Here is a 16,979-nt window from a genome sequence, read left to right as displayed (position 1 = left end):
TTTTTGGTTTTTGCTCTACCGAGGAATTTTTGGGGACCAAGCCGTCGGCTTTCAGATCGAATTGACCATCCCACCTTACTCGTTTCATCGACCTCTCCAATGAACAGGCTGATGCCGCACTGAATTGCCAAAACATTATGACCTGCCCCTGAATTTTCATCCAGCGCGGCTAGAGTCTCGGAATTTTGTACGCCAAGTGGCGTTGATGAAGCAACGGACGATCGGCGGAGCTGGTCGGGGTTGCGTAGCCGATCGTCCGTTGCGGTGGGGTGGGCGGCATAGGCCGCGCGGGTTAGGTATTTCAGTGACGAGTGGGGGGTGCCGGAGGTTGTAGTCCATGGTCCTCGGCAGCGATCTTGGCGCGGGCGTGGCCTAGAAAGAACAGCGTTTCGTTGAGCAGCTCATCGGGCATCCGGCCGCTGATGGGGAAGACGGCCCGCTCCCTCGGCAACGGTTATATACTGGCGATGTAGAGACCCGCTATTAGGAGCAATTCAACGATGGAAGTCGCGACCGTTGGGTAGGATATTTCGAAGCGCGTATTCCATATCCATGCAGTTGATAGTCAATGCCAAGTGACCAGTCGCCGACGCCTACGGCGTGGCGAGATCATGTCGTTCTTCTCCTTGCTCGCGCCGTGCCTAGTCGACATGGAGGCCTGCGCCACCGCTCACCAAAGGGCATGGGAGACTCGACGGTGACGCCGCTGACGCGGCCGCGATCTGCGAAAGCGGTCACCTGGCCCAATATGCGGTTCGTTCCAATCAAGGGTGTCGAGAACCAAGGCTTCTTTATGCTTCATCGCGCAAGAGGCCTGCTGGTCCGTCAGAGAACATGGGGTATTCCGGGCCAGAGCTATACTGAAGCTCTCAGAATCAGCTCTCCAGGATCGACGAGGCTCACCTCTTGGGCCCTGCAACGACAGGAGAGCCGCAATGGGGCATTATGTCGGACTGGACGTTTCTCTGAAGCTAACGCGATCTGCATTGTTGATTTGACGGGAAAGATTGCGTGAAGGCATGGTTCGTTCCGACCCCGAAGCGATGGCAGCATTCATCAAGTCAAATGCGCCGTATGTCGCGCGGATCGGACTCGAAACAGGAGCAACGTCGACATGGCTGTGGACTGAGTTAAATAAGCTCGGGCTGCCGGTCATCTGTATCGCGCCAGACCCGCCAAGGTTGCTTTGAAAATGCAAATCAACAAGAGCGACCGCGATGATGCCGTAGGCATTGCCCGCATCACGCAATGTGAATGGTATAAGGAAGTGCGCGTCAAAGACCTCAACTGTCACGCGGCGAAGCCTCTGCTGGTCAGCCGAGCTCTACTCGTCAAGATCAAGGAGATCTCGAGAACCAAATCCGCGGGCTCCTAAAGAACCTCGGGCTGGTTATTGGCCTCGCAAAGATGAACGTATTCGCATCGCGTGCTGCGGAGCTGATCGAAAATCGACCGGGACTCGCCGCTGCGGTAAGTAACGCCGCTACTCACCGCCCGACTAGCCATCGAGCAGCAGATTTCTGATCTCGACTGTAAGGTCATGAAGCTCGCACGCAACAATGCGCAAGTGTGACAGTTCATGACGGTACCTGGTATCGGCCCTGTCACGGCTCTTTGCTTTCTTGCACGATCGACGACCCTACGCGCTTCAAACGGTCAAGAAGCGTCGGAGCCTATGTCGGACTAACGACCCGACGCTACGCATCCGGCGAGATCGACTTGGACCGGTCGAATCTCGCAGTGCGGCGACAAAATGTTGCGCGGCTATCTCCTATGAGGCAGCCAATGTGCTGCTCACACGCGTAGCAAATGATGAGCGCTCAAAGCCTGGAGCATTCGGATTGCAAAACGAAGCGGGCTGCGCAAAGCCAAGGTTGAGGTTGGAAGCTTGCGGTCATTCTGCATCGGATAGATCGAAGGTACCGAATTTAGATGGTCAAAGGAGACCGCCATGCTAACTGCATAGCAAACTATCGAATTCCCGCCGACCATCGGCGGGATCTAAGGTCCTGCGGGGACGCTGGCGTTGGCGCGATCGCCCCTGGCTTTGCGACGCTCAAAAAGCATGGGCGCTTCACACATCGATGCCCAGCATCATCCTACGCCAGCATGCCGAGGGCATGCCCCTACCACGGAGGGAACCATGAACCCGGCGAGGATGTGTTTGGAGAGTCTTGACCGCAGGCTCGGAATTAGAGAACCATGACATCTTGCGCCATCCGAGCTCACTTTGCTGAGTTCGGATCATTGTCGGGCAAGGGCGGCAAAGGACGCCATGCCTATGCCGAAGGAATTATCGCCAGCGTTCCGTAGACTTGGAACGCGATGGTGGGCGGCAAGTGCTGAGGTTCCGGTCATGCCCATCGCTCGCCGCGGCAGACAAAGCTCCAGAATCCAGAAGAACGCTGATCGAGATCGGCACGCCAGTCACAAACAACTGCCGCATCGAGGGCCAATCGAAGCGCCACAGGTGCTTAAGCGGGTGATAGTCCCGAAAGGGACGCCACATTGTTGTGAACCATAAGGCGGACAACAACGTCGCACAGTTTTCCAAACTTGTCGCGACCGACACCCGCCCCCAATGTCTCCAGTGGCGGCAGTCCAACTTTTCCAAAGATCAGCATATAGCCCAGAAATGCGTTAACAGAAATGGCCGCAAGCGTGATCCACAAGATTGGCTCCGGACCATTGACTGCTCCCATGAAACTACGGATTGCTAGAAAACAGAGCGCCGGGCCCAAGCTCCAGGCCAGTCTACGCAGATAGTGTTGGGCCAGTTGCGCCACGGTTGGAGCCTAGCCAAAAGCGAGTAGTATGTGCTCGCCAAGCAGAGGAAAAATCATAATCGGTACCGACACCCAAGAGAGCCGCCCATAGGTTCATACGTAGTGAGGTCCGAGCTATGGCGAAACGTATTGCCCCAAACGCCTCCGCCGCCACGGTGTGATTGCCGTCATCAGGCCTGTGCCAAGATTGAAGCCAGCAATATAGACTCGACTTGCCAGTTCTGCTGCAGCGACCGCGTCAGGCCCAATGCGCCCGAGAAACGCAAGACCAGTGATCATCATCGCTATTGGCCGTTTGCGTGAACACCATCGATGACGCAAGTCTAACGATTTCGCTCAACTCAGCAGCGAAATAGCGGCTGGGTATCAAACTGAACGGTGGACGCTGCGGACCGTAACTGCTCTGGTTTCTATTTTCATCTGTTCGATCCGCATCGGGCGAAACGTGACTCCTTAGAGCTCATCGGAGCATTTCCGGTTTGCGCTCCGACTCGTTTCAGGAGTTTCGACCTCGCTGGCCCCAGCAGTGCAAACTCGCACATGCCTCATATCGACATGAAGGATAGATGCGAGCACATTTAAGAGCTGAGCTCGTATTGGCGATTTCGAAGTCGATAAGATCTAGTCGACGTGTCACCTCTTTTCAAGTGAGCGTCTCCCGATCCTGCCGCGCGGTGGCGAAAGGAGGCTCCACTAGATCAGGCTTATGTCCAACGAGCATCGGCATGTCTAACTGATGGTTCGCGATGCCCGGCGGCGCCCTGCGCAAGCTCTGCCAGACCACCACCATCAAGAATCTCGGCTAGCGTACCGCCCGTGGTTTCGATCGTTCGTTGAGCATGTTTCGGCATGCGAACTATTCAGATGCGGACGGCATCGCGAATATCTCCGCCTTTTTTGAGTTCGCATAGGCCGTCTCGAGTCTTCATCGAAAGCTTCGGATCATTACCTCGCACCCACGTCTGGTTCTGCTGCCGTTTACCAACCGAGAGCGCGGATATCCGCTTCCTCCCGTTTACCACTGCGAACAGATCAGGAGTTAGATCGGTCCACACAACCTATCAGCTCTGGTAGTTTGCCGTGAGCTCCTTGAAAAGGAGTACTATCGGATAGCTGTTGATGAGAAGTTGCGCTTTGCAATTGCCGAAATCTCTATAGGCGTGTTGCCTCAGCTCGTCGCAGAGAAGCCAATTTGCCGCATGGGAGTGCCGAAGATTACATTCAATTATCGGGAGCCGGTATTCATTGTGGGTTTCATGTGCTCATCAGCTGAGGTATCGGATTGTATCGCCCACGATATGAGATGACAAACGAGATTGGAGTCGAAGCTGCGCATACATCAAGACGCCAGATGGTCTCACCTCCTGGACGGCTTTCCGCACAATAGTATCCAGATGATTCACAACTGCTTGAGAGCTGTCGCCGATTTCGGTGTAGCAAGCCGTCCCACAGGTGCTATCGTGAGGCAGTATGCTCGGTCTGCTTCTGAATCTCGATACCGAGAAGCCACCTGCTTCACGCCGGCAAAACCGCACATGCTCCACGACATACTGAATCATGCTCCCCACAGCTTTGCCCCCGGCGGGGCGAGGGAGGACAACTGCCTTCGTTCGAACTACCACGTTTTCTTTACCTTCTCCCGCACTCAGTGCCATCACAGCCACCCTCACAACGCGCGCAACGATCTCTCGACGTCATCGACCTCGCGTATGCCTTCCGACAAGTGGGTCAACTGCTCGCGTCACGCACGGTCTGCTGCGCCATCGCGAGCGCGAAGTGTATGTCCCAATAGAGCTCGACCTCCCGGCGCGCGGGCAGCGCGCGCTTCAAACGATGAATTTGTGCAAAGGATCGATCTCGCGGTACTAATCCTGCGGATCGCCGGCGCCGACTCGATCTTGGTACGAACAATGAGCGAGCCGCAGTCGAGTGCCTGGTGTGGGCACCGAGACAACGCCGCCAGCTCGGTCCGATCAAGCCGCGGACAATATCAGCGATTTCTGCACCCACCGCCTTTTCCGCCGCCGCTCGCAAATCGCGCAAGGGTTCGGTTTGGCAGCAGGTTGCGAAAATGCGCGATCAGTTCGTCCTCGAGCCGAAGTGATATCTAACCGCGTTGAGGTTTGACGTTGGCCTCCGCCATGATGTCGCGCAGCGACAAGTCGCGAAAAGCCGCTCGGTGCGGCGAGAACGGCGGAGCGGGTCTGAAGCCTAGCTATCCCGTCATTCTTAAAGCGCCCCCGGAAAGACACCGCCGTCGAGCAGGACGTTTTGCCCGGTGATAAACCCATTGGCTCCGCATCGGAATGCGCAGAACAGGCCAAACTCATCGGGATCGCCTGAGGCGAAAGATGCGCAGCCTTTTTAGAGATTGGGAATATCTCTCTGTCCCCTGAGCAAGCCACGGGAGGCGATCTGATTCTTGATGAACTGGCACCACACTTCGACGCCAATGCCGATGACAGTGCGTGAAGCCGGTGTTCAGCGTCTATTGGACAGCGTTCAAATCGCCCGCGAGATCATCGGATAGGCAGCATTTGTTCCCCGCTGGTATGACTGGATGTCGATCTGAATACTGCTCGCCTTATTAGTGTCAGGAAGTTTGTGGGCAACCTGGTCCGGAAGCAGCTTGAAAGGGCTCCGATTGGTGGACCTCGGTCAGATCTGTGCCAAGTCAGATTGACGCTCTACGTTGGGTAGCAAATTCGATGAAACGTTGTTTGCTCATGGCTGCAGATCCGGCGTTTGGAGGAAATTGGTGGAATAGATGCGCTTCGAAGGGCCCCCGGACTCCAGCCGCGCCCAAAACACTGCGCCGTGCGTCGAGCCAGCTACCGAGTAACCCTACAGACTGGCAGATCACGATTTGCGTCGGGAACCTAAGCCACGGGCGATCTTCACGCCGAACAAGTCTCTACGAGACGCAAGAAGTTCATAAGCAGCGCGCGCCCATGTTCATTAGTATCGTTTCCGGGATGGAGCTGCACGCCATACGTGGATTGAGAGCCATGTGTAAACGCCATGATCTCGGCTTCGTCCGAATGCGCTGTCACCGTGAGATGCCTGAGCATATCATGGAGCACGACAACAGGAGAATGATGGCGACTAACGCTAAGTGGGGGCGGAGTTCCTTTGAACAGCCACTGGCAGTCGTGTGTTGTGTGCGAGGACCGACCGTGCATCGGTGTACTCGCCACGCGTCCTCCGAAAACGCTCCCAATACATTTTGTGTTCGAGGAAGATGCCCAGAATTGAAACTGGCCCGAAAATTCGTGGATGAGAACGGTAAAGTCCAGAGTGCAGCGACCGGATGAGAGAACCAATGCGCGCAACGCGAGGTCAAGTTGCTAACGCTTATGGCGTCGTTCGGGGCGACCTCCATTGCTTCACAAGCTCGCGGAATAGCGGGCAATGTTCAGGACAATCGTAGTTGCCGATGATGGCAGTCAAAATGCACCGGATGTTCCGACACGAAATGGGTCAAAGGATTCGCTGCGCTTTGGCGGGGGGACTTGTCGTATTCGGCCGCGAGGTTCGACACTGCCGTTACATCGCTACCTGCATCAAACGCGAGCCAGGCCGTCGTTCACTGTTACAGTGGGCATCGTAATATCCGTCTCCATGTTTCCATAGAAGCCGATCGCCCCGTAATTGACTTCCCGCGCCACACCCTCGGTTTGCGCGATGATCTCACCGATCGTAACCTTTGGCGTCCGGTAATGGAGCCGCCTGGAAAGCAAGTCTGGGGGGCGTGACGCGTCGTGGTCCATCCAAGTTCACCGATAAATGATCTACGGTGTGGCGCTCTGAGCCATGAGAGTTGAGGTTGGACAGTACTGGAAGCTTGATGGAATCCGTGGGGCAAACGCATGACAAATCGTTACGTAGCAGGTCGATGATAGTGTTCTCGGGCACGGACCTTTTCGGACGCGGCTAGGATTTCAACCCATCGCAGATCTTCCTTGGAGTCGGCGGAACACGTGATCGTGCCTTTGATGGGGTTCATTTCGACCTATCGCCCGTCACTTTCGAAATCGTTCTCGTGAGCTCAATGCAATGCTTAGTTTGCGGTAGCGCAGGAGAGGTGCAAGGGCACCATATTCAATGATCGCAGCCGCGAGTAGAAGCCAAGCGGATCAAATGAGGTCGACAACCAGGCGCTGAATTGCTGCGCGATGTTAGCTTTATCGGCATGAAGCCGCCTCGAAGAATGGCGGATCGGGTCTGATCGCTTGACATAACCTCCCAAGCTTGGGAGTTGCATCTCTACTATTTGTTTGGAACCTTCGGTTGAAGGCGGGCTCGTCAACGCGTACTTTCCGCAGGGCAGGAAAGACCCGGCCTTTCATACGTTCGTCTTCGCGAACAGCGCCAATAGGCCATAGCGAATGGGGCGGCGCGGAGAACAGTGCGGCCCATGTCTGGAAGAGAAGGAGCGTCCCATGGATTTCACGATGTCGCCGAAACAGAAGGAATGGCTGGACCGCATCCAGTCGTTCATGACAAAGCATGTACGGCCCGCCATGCAGCTTTACAAGCAGCAGGATAGCGAGGGCGGCCGCTGGAAAGTGATCCCGGTGCTCGAGCACCTGAAGAGGAAAGCCCGTGCCGAGGGTCTGTGGAACATGTTTCTGCCGCCATCCTCGCACGAGGACGATGAATTCAGCGGAGCAGGATTGAGCAATTTAGAATATGCGCCGCTGGCGGAAGAAATGGGGCGCATCGGCTGGGCTTCGGAAGTGTTCAACTGCTCCGCACCCGATACCGGCAATATGGAAGTGTTGATCCGCTACGGCACTAAGGAGCAGAAGCGACAATGGCTCAAGCCCTTGATGAACGGCGAGATCCGCTCCGCCTTTCTGATGACTGAACCTGCGGTGGCGTCATCTGACGCCACCAACATCGAGACCCGTATCGAGCGCGACGGCGATCATTATGTCATCAACGGCTGCAAATGGTGGTCGTCCGGCGCGGGCGATCCCCGCTGCAAGGTTGCAATCGTGATGGGCAAGACCGATTTCAAGGAGCCGCGATACCGGCAGCAGTCGCAGATCCTGGTGCCCTTAGATGCGCCCGGCGTCAAAATCGAAAAGATGCTGCCCGTGTTTGGTTATGACGATGCGCCGCAAGGCCACGGCCAAGTGCTGCTTGAGAATGTCCGCGTCCCCGCGAGCAATCTGTTGCTGGGCGAGGGCAGGGGCTTTGAGATCGCGCAAGGCCGGCTCGGCCCGGGCCGCATCCATCACTGCATGCGCACCATCGGCAAGGCCGAGGAGGCGCTCGAGAAGATGGTCAAGCGGCTCGCCTCGCGCACCGCCTTCGGGAAGAAGATCGTCCAGCATTCGTTGTGGGAGCTGCGCATTGGCGAAGCGCGTACCAACATTGAGATGACGCGCCTGTTGTGCCTGAAAGCGGCTGACATGATGGACAAGGTCGGCAACAAGACTGCGCAGCTCGAAATCGCCATGATCAAGGTCGCGGCTCCCAAAATGGCGCTGAAGATTATTGATGAGGCTATCCAGGCCTTTGGCGGGGCCGGCGTGTCCGACGAGGCAGGCCTTGCACGTGATTATGCCTCGATCCGCACGCTCCGTCTCGCTGACGGTCCGGACGAGGTGCACAATCGCGCCATCGCCAGACTTGAAATCCGGAAGTATGCAGACTCTCCGGTCAATTAGAAAGGAGACAGTGGCGCTCTGGAGCAGAACTCAGAGAGCATTTTCAGGCACGAGACGATGCGCCGCAAGCCTTAAAAACTCTTGCCGTCGGCGCATGTGGTCGACCTTGATTTCGCGCGATGTCGGCGCTCGGCAAACAGCGATCGCGAGGGCCAAAGTTCCTCATCTGCCGACCGAAGGCGGATCCGCCGCTGGTCACTAGCGAGCCTGCAGTCGTTTCGCGCCAGCGAGGCTGAGTCGTTTCGCGTCGGCCTTCGGCCTGCCTTGACCGTTGCCTCGCGTGGCAGCCATTCCACCCAGGTCGGGACGAGGAGAGATGGTCGCCAGTCCCGAACAGGGAGATTCGGAAAAAATCGCGACTCCGGCCCTGATCGGCCCAGGTCAGGATCTCATTACTGATGAAGTCGCTGGAGTTGTCGCTGACCACCATCTTCGGCTGGTCCTAGTACCGAATTTTCGGCGCCAAGAGATCGCATCCCGCCAAGACACGTCCTTGTTTTGTTCACGTTTGCGCGGACGCGGCTCGGCAAATCGCCTTGACCCTCTCGGGACCGCGATACGGCGTTTGTCAGCGCGTTCCTTCGATTTTGAGAACCGCAAGGCGCGATGCGCAACTTGCGCCTGAAAGCCATTTGCTCCTTCTTCTGGTGTTTTCCGGGAGGCCGGCTCACAGCGCCCTGCTGTTGTGACTCTGGGCTATTCCAAGCCAAGCGCAACGAGGAGTGGCGAAGGGCGGTATAGAAATCGCGTGAATGGTGATGCCGTGCAACTCACCGCTCGCTAGAAGCAGGCCTTTGCGTTGCTGAACATGAAATCGATGTGTCTCTCGATGTGTCGGCCGCAACATTCGGCCGTTCGGTCCCTTGTTGGCGAACAGTGTATCCTGTGCGCCGAGTGGACACGGGTGATAGCGCCACAGCCTGCGAAGACGGACTGCCCGGATTCCGGGGAGTAGTTGTTTGAACCGCCAAATTGTCGAGCCGAAAGTCGTCGCTCGATGAATCAGCATCGCGGAATTGAACACGCGTCCAGCACATCTCGTCGAGCGTCGCGGAACGCTTCATTTATGCAAGTGCAAGGAAATATAGAGTGATATCGAACTTCAGGTCGTCGGACCTGCGCAGCTCGCAAACAAGTTCCTAAAGCTAATCGAAAACTCTTCCGGAACTACCGAATCACAATCATTTTTCGCTTCTCCAGAGAAACGGGAAACGACAGCTTCGCCGGATGAAAGCCTTACACGCGAGATGGCCCCTGAAGGCTTGCATTCGAGTACAGCATCACACAGGCTTGCGAAACTCGGCGACGACCGCCGTATTCTCTCGATCGCCTCTATCTTGAGACCGCTCACGTGGGAACGTAAGCCATCGTCCCTAGGGCGGGTCTCAAACCGCCCGCTGTAGCCACCAAGGCGTTCAAAGATATCTCTGCCGTCTGCGCGAACGAATTCGTAAGGCAAGCGTCCTTCTGAATAGGCCGCGATTCCCCTCATGACGTCACCGGTTCTCATGGATTGCGGCGCGTTCTGATGGTGTGGCAGGTTAGGAAGATTCGACGCATATTAGCAAACGTGGCCTCTTCTGTGCGGCGAGCACTTTAATTCGCGCAACTTCAAGGGCTCTGTTGCCTTGATCTTTTAGCCAGCGGGAGAAAGAGCGCGGGGCGGCCAAAGCATGGTCCAGAAGGGATTGTAGACCATTTCGGCATCTGCCAAGTTTTTGGTATGCACAACGCGCCGGGCATGGAAGGTGGCAAGTTCGGCATTTGTTATGACTCGATTATGGCCGTTCTTGATGAGCTCGACCTTGCGTGAAAGGAGGCGGAGGCCATGCGGCCAGCCGCATGAGACCGTCGATCCCATTATCATTGCAGCACAGATCATCATCGGCATACAAACGTTTGGTCTCGTGCAACACGAATCCTCTCGAGTCGCTCGTGATCACCGTGACCAAGTTCAACGCCGCCCAAGCCTACAAGATCACCCAATCACATTGAATCGGCCGGCACTGTCAGGACCTTCATACCTGGCTTGTGGGATTCCGGGACGACAGATTCTGGCAACCGCACAATTTTCGCATGGATTTGGCCCGGATGTCGAGTTCAGGTACCGTGGACACGACCCGTCACCTTCAACCACACGGAAGGGACCAATCTGGCGATCAAGATGGCGCGCAATCCTGTGAATCCTGCCTCAGTGGACGACAAGATGAAACCGCGGATGGGCTCTTAGGATTTCGCCTACATGCTTGAGGCGCGGCCAGGGGCTTTCATTTTTTGTCGGCAATGCATCGATTCGGCCTGCACCACGCGGCATTTGATTTAAGGACGAAGCTTGCCTGTTGGCATCGAGCTACTACGCTGGGGCGATAGCCGAGCGATACGACGGCAACGGCAGCCTGTCGTGTATGGCCGCCCGTCCCGCGACAGACAAGGAAGCGATGATTAGCCTCGATATCGACCAATGGAGCAGCGAAGCGGAATTTTGGCGGACGGGCTGCAACTGGCGCTGCTACGCGCGGGCTATTTGATTTGGTAGCTGACCCAGCAACACAGTTAGTGGTTTAGTTCGTTTGCAGCATGGCGGCCGGTCGAGCAGACCGGAAGAGTTGTAGGGAACGACCAGCTCGGTTTGATGTCGCACGCGGCGCTGTCGTGCCAAGTCATTTGAGCGTTCGGGCGCGTGTTCTTGGCAAATGAGAATGGAGACGTTCGCGCTGTCCACAGGCGCGCATCGCGTTGCCAATGGTGTCCGGAGCATCAGCATGATTGGGAAAATGGAGCCATCGATCGGAGTGTTATCGCATCTGCGGGTCATCGAGATCGGTAGCTCGGCGGGGACGAGCTATTGTGCGCGATTGTTTGCGGATTTCGGGGCCGATGTTCAGAAGATCGAGCCACCAGCAGGCGACCCGCTGCGCCGCAGCGCGCCTCTGACACCCGGTGGCCAGAGCGCCTGGTTCGCATTCCTGAACTTCAACAAGTCAAGCATAACTATCGACCCGACTGATCCGAACGCGATCACACGGCTGACGGCACTCATCGAGGATTGTGACATTCTGGTTGATGGCCGCGATGTTGATCCCGCGGATTGCCCTTCCATCGATATCGCTGCGATCCGGCAGCGGCACCCCGCGTTGATTTATCTCGAAGCGAGCTGGTTCGGCCGCGAGGGTCCTTACGCAGGGTTCGCCGCAACCGACTCGACCGTCCGCGCGCTCGCCGGCCTCATCAAGCTGGTTGGACCGGCCGAGGGGCCGCCAATGCACGCGCCGGATTTCCAGACAGGTATCCTTGCCGGGCTGTGGGGCTTCATCGCCGCGGGTTGCTCGGCAGTTGCGCGAATGCAGGGCTGGACGGGACGGTCGTGGTCGCTCAGCATTTTTGAATCGAGTTTGGCTCTTAGCGAGTATCACGCGTTCGAGGCGTTTGCGCGCGGCGACATGATGTGCCGGCTTGGCTTGAACCGCTTCTGGCCGACCTTTCCGGCCGGCATTTACGAAACCAAAGATGGTTGGCTCGGCATCACGACCGGCACGCCGGCACAATGGCGCGCATTTTGTGACATGCTCGGCCTGTCAGAATTGCGTGATGATCCGGCTCTGATTCTGAGCCCCGATCGCCTGCAACACGTGGAGCAGATCGAACGACAGTTCATCCCGAAGCTGAGAGCTCGGACAGCGCGGGAGTGGTTTGCGGAGGGACTGAAACGCAGGATCCCGATGGTGCCAGTACCCGAGATATCCGATCTGCTCCAGGATACGGAGAAGAAGGCGCGCGGCGCAATCGTGCCTGTTCTGCTTGGCAAAGAAGAGGGCCTGACCGCTGGCTCGATGCAGCGGCTGACATTGACGCCGCCGCGCCGAGGCGGAAAGGTTCCGGCACCGGGCGAGCAGCAGGCTAACGCGAATATCCGAAGACGCTTGACCGATAATACGTCGGCGTCGTCCGGCGGCGTCAATGCCGGCCGGCTGCCCTTGCACGCAATTCGCGTCATCGATTTCTCAATGGGTTGGGCGGGGCCGTTGTGTACCCGCACACTGGCTGACCTCGGTGCGGACGTTATCAAGATCGAGGCCATCCAGTATCCGGACTGGTGGCGCGGCGTTGATAGGCGGCCTGCTTACGTTAACGGTCAGATGTACGAAATGGTACCAGGCTTCTGCGTCATGAATCGTAACAAGCGCGGTATCACACTTGACCTGAAGCGGCCGCAAGGCCTCGCTCTAGCCAAGCGGCTGTTGGCGGAAGCCGATGTCGTGGTCGACAATTATTCGGTCGATGTGCTGCCGAAGCTCGGGCTCGGGTACGACGTGCTCAGCACGCTCAACCCGCGGATCGTCGTGCTGTCGATGTCAGCCTTTGGCACGAACAGCGTCCATCGCGATTGCCGGGCCTACGGCTCAACTCTCGAGCAGGGCTCGGGGTTGCCAACCGTGGTCGGAAACGCCAAAGGGCCACCCCTCATGAGCCACTTTGCGTTCGGAGATGCCGTCGGTGGCTTGAACGGCTGCGCTGCAGTTCTGATTGCACTGATTCACGCGCACAACACCGCGAAAGGACAGTTCATTGACCTGGCGCAAATCGAATGCATGATGCCGTTTGCGTCGCCATGGACCATTGTCCACTCGATCGGCGGGATGCGACCGCCAAGGTATGGCAATCGACATCCGCAGTTCGTGCCGCATGGCTGTTTCCGGTGCGCGGGTGAGGACAACTGGATCGTGGTGGCTGCGACGGGTGCGGAGATGTGGCAGAGGCTTGCCGTTCTTATTGGCCGACCAGATTGGGCCACGGACGCATCGCTGAAATCTGCGGAAGCCCGCCGCGATATCGAGAATGTGATCGAGAAAGCCATCGAAGGGTGGACGCTCACCCGCGATGCGGACCAAGCCATGTCCGAGTTGCAGGCCGCCAAGGTGGCGGCCGGCGTGGCCCGCCAGCCAATTGACCTGGTCAAGGATCGGCATCTCACGTCGCGCTCATTTCTGCAGGAGGTCGATCGCGCTTTCATTGGCCTGCATCCGCAGCCCTCAATGCCAATTCGCGAGGGTGTAGCGCCCTACGCGATCCGCGCAGCGGCGCCGACGTTGGGACAACATAACACAGAGATCCTATCGGGGCTTCTCGGGCTCTCCGGCGCCGAGATTGCAGAATTGGTGAGAGAGGGCATCATCGGTACCACGATGCTCTCCGAAGAGGATATCGCAAAAACAAGGAAGGTGCCGTCAGTCTGAAAAATTGACATCACAGTCCAGATTGCGGTACCATCTTCCGTTTTGGAGAGTCTTGCGCTGGTACACCGTCGCGCAACACGACATCGATGATGTTTGTCGTGCGTTGATGCCTTGAGTGACTCCGACGGAACTCCTAAAGGCGAATAGCGCGCCCTTGATCAAGCAGTCGACCCCCTTGAGATGTTTGACGACCAGCTTTCCACGAAAACCCAATGCAGCCGGCGCATCCTCTTTGGTCTCGGACAACCCGCATCTCCTGCAGCGCCCGCTTGGCATTCGACGGCTAAGCTGTAAAGGGCGTTGACCAGACTGTTACGTGAGTGTGCCGAACTGCGACTATCCGCAAGTTGCGCTGTGATTGGGCTAGTTCCAGTTTTCAGGATTGAAGCGCTGCTTAGATCAGCTGCGCGTCGCAGCGTTAGCCGCTCGCGAGTTAGCTCGGAATCGCTTAGCTAAATCTGATAGACCACCAACTTTCCGAAATCGACGCGCCTAGATGGCAGTGTACGCGTCGCTCATCACAGATGCTACCAACCTTAGTAGGTTCGTTGTTCCTGGTTGTCAGGTAAACGATTGGAGCCGTTCTGGAAACATGTGTCGTGCAACGTATAGAGCAGCCGAGACGCGCGCACGTTTCGATCCGCTTGTCCACCACTCGCGCTGAGGAAGCGTGTTTGTTCACTAAACCGCTCAATTTTCAGAGGAGACCACCATGGGTGGAGTGATTGGCAAGGCACGTAGCTTGGCGGCTCTTGAAGCGCTAGAATCGAATGTCCGCTCATATTCTCGTTCGTTTCCGGATATCTTCAGCCGAGCGCGCGGCTCCATCATGTTAACGGAGGATGGTCGAAGGGTTATTGACTTCCTCTCCGGCGCTGGAGCGCTGAACTACGGGCACAACAATCACGAGATCAAAGCGGCTCTTATTGATTACCTAGCGTCCGATGCCGTAGTTCATGGGCTTGACATGGCTACTCCTGCAAAACTCGAATTTATGCAGACTTTCAGCTCTGTCGTACTTCTGGAGCGGAGTCTGCAATACCGGTTCCAATTCACGGGGCCAACAGGTGCTAACGCTGTTGAGGCAGCCTTAAAGCTTTCGCGCAAAGTTACAGGACGTCAAAACATCATTTCATTCACGCATGGATACCATGGCATGAGCTTAGGAGCGATCGCCGCGAGCGGTAATCGTTCTTATCGCGCAGCCGCCGGTGCTTCGTTGTCTGGCGCAACTTTCCTGCCCTATGATGGTTATCTTGGGCCAGCTGTTGATACGGCCGACTACCTGCGAAAAGTATTGCTGGACGAAAGCAGTGGAATCGATAAACCAGCTGCTATTCTCGTGGAAACTGTGCAAGGAGAAGGGGGGATAAACGTAGCTAGCAAAGAGTGGTTGCGATCAATTCAAGCCATAGCAAAGAATGTTGGTGCCCTCTTCATAGTTGACGATATCCAGATGGGCTGCGGTCGTACGGGCGACTTCTTTAGCTTTGAGTTCGCAGCGTTGTCGCCAGATATTGTCGTGCTGTCGAAGTCGCTAAGCGGATACGGTCTGCCATTATCAATGTTGTTGATCAAGGAGGAGTTCGATGCATGGCGGCCAGGAGAACACACGGGTACCTTTCGAGGAAACAACCTTGCACTTGTATCTGCGACCGCAGCTATAAATATTTATTGGCGTAGCCCGGCGTTCTCGCAGGGGGTTCGGCACATGGGAGAACTCATACGGCGCCGACTTGAGACCATTGCATCGGAGCATGGAAACGGTTTTGCTGTACGAGGGCGCGGCATGGCGTTAGGCTTTGATTGCCAAAATGCCGAGGTTGCACAGGCTATGACAAGAAATGCATTTGAGAAGGGACTGATTGTCGAACGATGCGGACCCGTTGATCAGGTCGTAAAATGCCTGCCTGCACTCACGATTGATCTTGAGACACTAAATCAAGGCCTTGAGATCTTCGAGGAATCCTTGGTCGAAGCACGGAAATAGGCCAAGGTGCTGGTAGGTTGGTCGCTGTTCATCCAGATAACAAGTGAAGGAAAGCCCCGTGGTGTACGAGACCATCAAATACGAGCTCGCCGAGCAGATCCTCACCATCACTTTGAACCGCCCGGAGAGGCTCAACGCCTGGACCGCCACGATGTGTCGGGAACTAATCGAAGCGTTTGATCGGGCCGACAAGGATGATGACATTCGCGGCATCATCGTGACCGGGGAAGGCCGCGCCTTTTGCGCGGGCGCCGATCTCTCATCGGGTGCGAACTCATTTGACATCGACGCGCACCGCGGGTCGATAAAGCGGTCACCCGACGGCAGTGTGGATTACAGCGATCCGAAAATCCGCGACAGCGGCGGTCTGCTCACATTGCGGATATTCAGATGCCTGAAGCCCGTTATCGCCGCGGTGAACGGGCCGGCTGTCGGTATCGGCGTCAACATGCAGCTCGCGATGGACATCCGCATTGCGTCTGAAGCCGCGCGCTTTGGGTTTGGGTTCTCCCAGCTTGGCATCGTACCGGAGGCGGCCTCAAGCTGGTTTCTGCCGCGCATCGTTGGCATCGCGCAAGCACTGGAGTGGTGTTACAGTGCGCGAGTATTCCCGGCGCAGGAAGCACTCGCTGGCCGACTGGTCAGCAAGGTAGTGCCGTCCGATCAACTGCTGCCAACGGCGCGAGCGCTCGCCCGCGACATTGCCGGGAAAACCGCCCCCGTATCGATCGCGCTCACCCGGCAGATGATGTGGCGCATGCTGGGCGCCGATGATCCGACGGAAGCTCACAAGCTCGACAGTCGCGTCTGCTATACGCTCGGCCGGTCCGGCGACGCCCAAGAAGGCGTGATGGCCTTCCTGGAGAAGCGGCCCGCGGTGTTCAAAGGCAAAGTGTCGGTCGACATGCCGAATTGTTTTCCCTGGTGGACGGAGCGGGAGTACAAATAATCGGTCCGGCGTTCCGGCTAGGCGAAGCGCGAGTCGGGATCGCGCGTCCGTGATGTTGTTCGGTCAGGAGGTGAGAGCCTGAGCGATTTGAGTTCACGCCACAAGTAGTCGAAGATAACTGCGTCGTGCGACTTCGGGAACGAGCGAGCCGGGTGGCACAGCGCGGAGGCGAATGCGGCGTCACGTCGCGGCCACGCTGGGTGCGGATGACCGAGAGCCGTCACGACCTGCCGCTCGCCCTGAATATACTCGAATGCAGCTTCACCGTCCCTGTTCCCAGGTCTGGTATCACCTACATCGAGACGATGCGGGTTGGCTGTAGCTGGCCACCGTCACGGATCT

General features: G+C 57.0%; 7 protein-coding genes and 3 pseudogenes. 6 read left to right on the top strand and 4 right to left on the bottom strand.

Annotation, left to right across the window (positions count from 1 at the left end; translation table 11 throughout):
* Positions 1-164: 164 nt before the first annotated feature.
* A pseudogene (locus LMTR3_RS40300) lies at positions 165-421 on the bottom strand (integrase core domain-containing protein); the annotation flags it as partial.
* Positions 422-527: 106 nt separating this feature from the next.
* Between LMTR3_RS40300 and LMTR3_RS39365 the strand changes: the two are divergent.
* Positions 528-835, top strand: a pseudogene (locus tag LMTR3_RS39365) (IS110 family transposase); the annotation flags it as partial.
* 108 nt (positions 836-943) lie between these two features.
* On the opposite strand, the gene LMTR3_RS38575 reads toward LMTR3_RS39365, so the two are convergent.
* On the bottom strand, positions 944-1,294 hold the full coding sequence (locus tag LMTR3_RS38575) for a hypothetical protein (protein WP_176721926.1): 351 nt from the start codon (positions 1,292-1,294) through the stop codon (positions 944-946).
* A gap of 275 nt (positions 1,295-1,569) precedes the next feature.
* Here LMTR3_RS38575 and LMTR3_RS40295 point away from each other — a divergent pair, with 275 nt between their 5' ends.
* Positions 1,570-1,806 carry a transposase gene (locus LMTR3_RS40295; protein ID WP_084029670.1) on the top strand — a complete coding sequence of 79 codons (237 nt, stop codon included), beginning with the start codon at positions 1,570-1,572 and terminating at the stop codon, positions 1,804-1,806.
* Positions 1,807-5,015: 3,209 nt separating this feature from the next.
* Here LMTR3_RS40295 and LMTR3_RS37700 read toward each other — a convergent pair.
* Together LMTR3_RS37700 and LMTR3_RS39360 are read right to left on the bottom strand one after the other, a co-directional pair.
* A pseudogene (locus LMTR3_RS37700) lies at positions 5,016-5,126 on the bottom strand (SDR family oxidoreductase); the annotation flags it as partial.
* Between the two features lie 557 nt (positions 5,127-5,683).
* Positions 5,684-6,109 carry a glutamine amidotransferase-related protein gene (locus LMTR3_RS39360; protein ID WP_283809303.1) on the bottom strand — a complete coding sequence of 142 codons (426 nt, stop codon included), beginning with the start codon at positions 6,107-6,109 and terminating at the stop codon, positions 5,684-5,686.
* 1,119 nt (positions 6,110-7,228) lie between these two features.
* Between LMTR3_RS39360 and LMTR3_RS16710 the strand changes: the two genes are divergently transcribed.
* The 4 genes from LMTR3_RS16710 to LMTR3_RS16690 all read left to right on the top strand — a co-directional run bounded on the left by LMTR3_RS16710 (position 7,229) and on the right by LMTR3_RS16690 (position 16,637).
* Positions 7,229-8,464 carry an acyl-CoA dehydrogenase family protein gene (locus LMTR3_RS16710; protein WP_065746174.1) on the top strand — a complete coding sequence of 412 codons (1,236 nt, stop codon included), beginning with the start codon at positions 7,229-7,231 and terminating at the stop codon, positions 8,462-8,464.
* Between the two features lie 2,699 nt (positions 8,465-11,163).
* Positions 11,164-13,698, top strand: a complete 2,535-nt coding sequence (locus LMTR3_RS16700) for a CaiB/BaiF CoA transferase family protein (RefSeq protein WP_245319915.1) — start codon at positions 11,164-11,166, stop codon at positions 13,696-13,698.
* Between the two features lie 712 nt (positions 13,699-14,410).
* Positions 14,411-15,688, top strand: coding sequence for a diaminobutyrate--2-oxoglutarate transaminase (gene ectB / locus LMTR3_RS16695; protein ID WP_065746172.1), 1,278 nt, complete (start codon positions 14,411-14,413; stop codon positions 15,686-15,688).
* Positions 15,689-15,746: 58 nt separating this feature from the next.
* Positions 15,747-16,637 carry a crotonase/enoyl-CoA hydratase family protein gene (locus LMTR3_RS16690; RefSeq protein ID WP_065746176.1) on the top strand — a complete coding sequence of 297 codons (891 nt, stop codon included), beginning with the start codon at positions 15,747-15,749 and terminating at the stop codon, positions 16,635-16,637.
* The last annotated feature ends 342 nt before the right edge of the window (positions 16,638-16,979 follow it).

It is taken from the genome of Bradyrhizobium sp. LMTR 3, assembly GCF_001693485.1.
In the GTDB taxonomy this organism is placed as follows: domain Bacteria; phylum Pseudomonadota; class Alphaproteobacteria; order Rhizobiales; family Xanthobacteraceae; genus Bradyrhizobium.
Note: the sequence above shows the minus strand (reverse complement) of the source record. Positions and strands in the feature narration are given on the sequence as shown.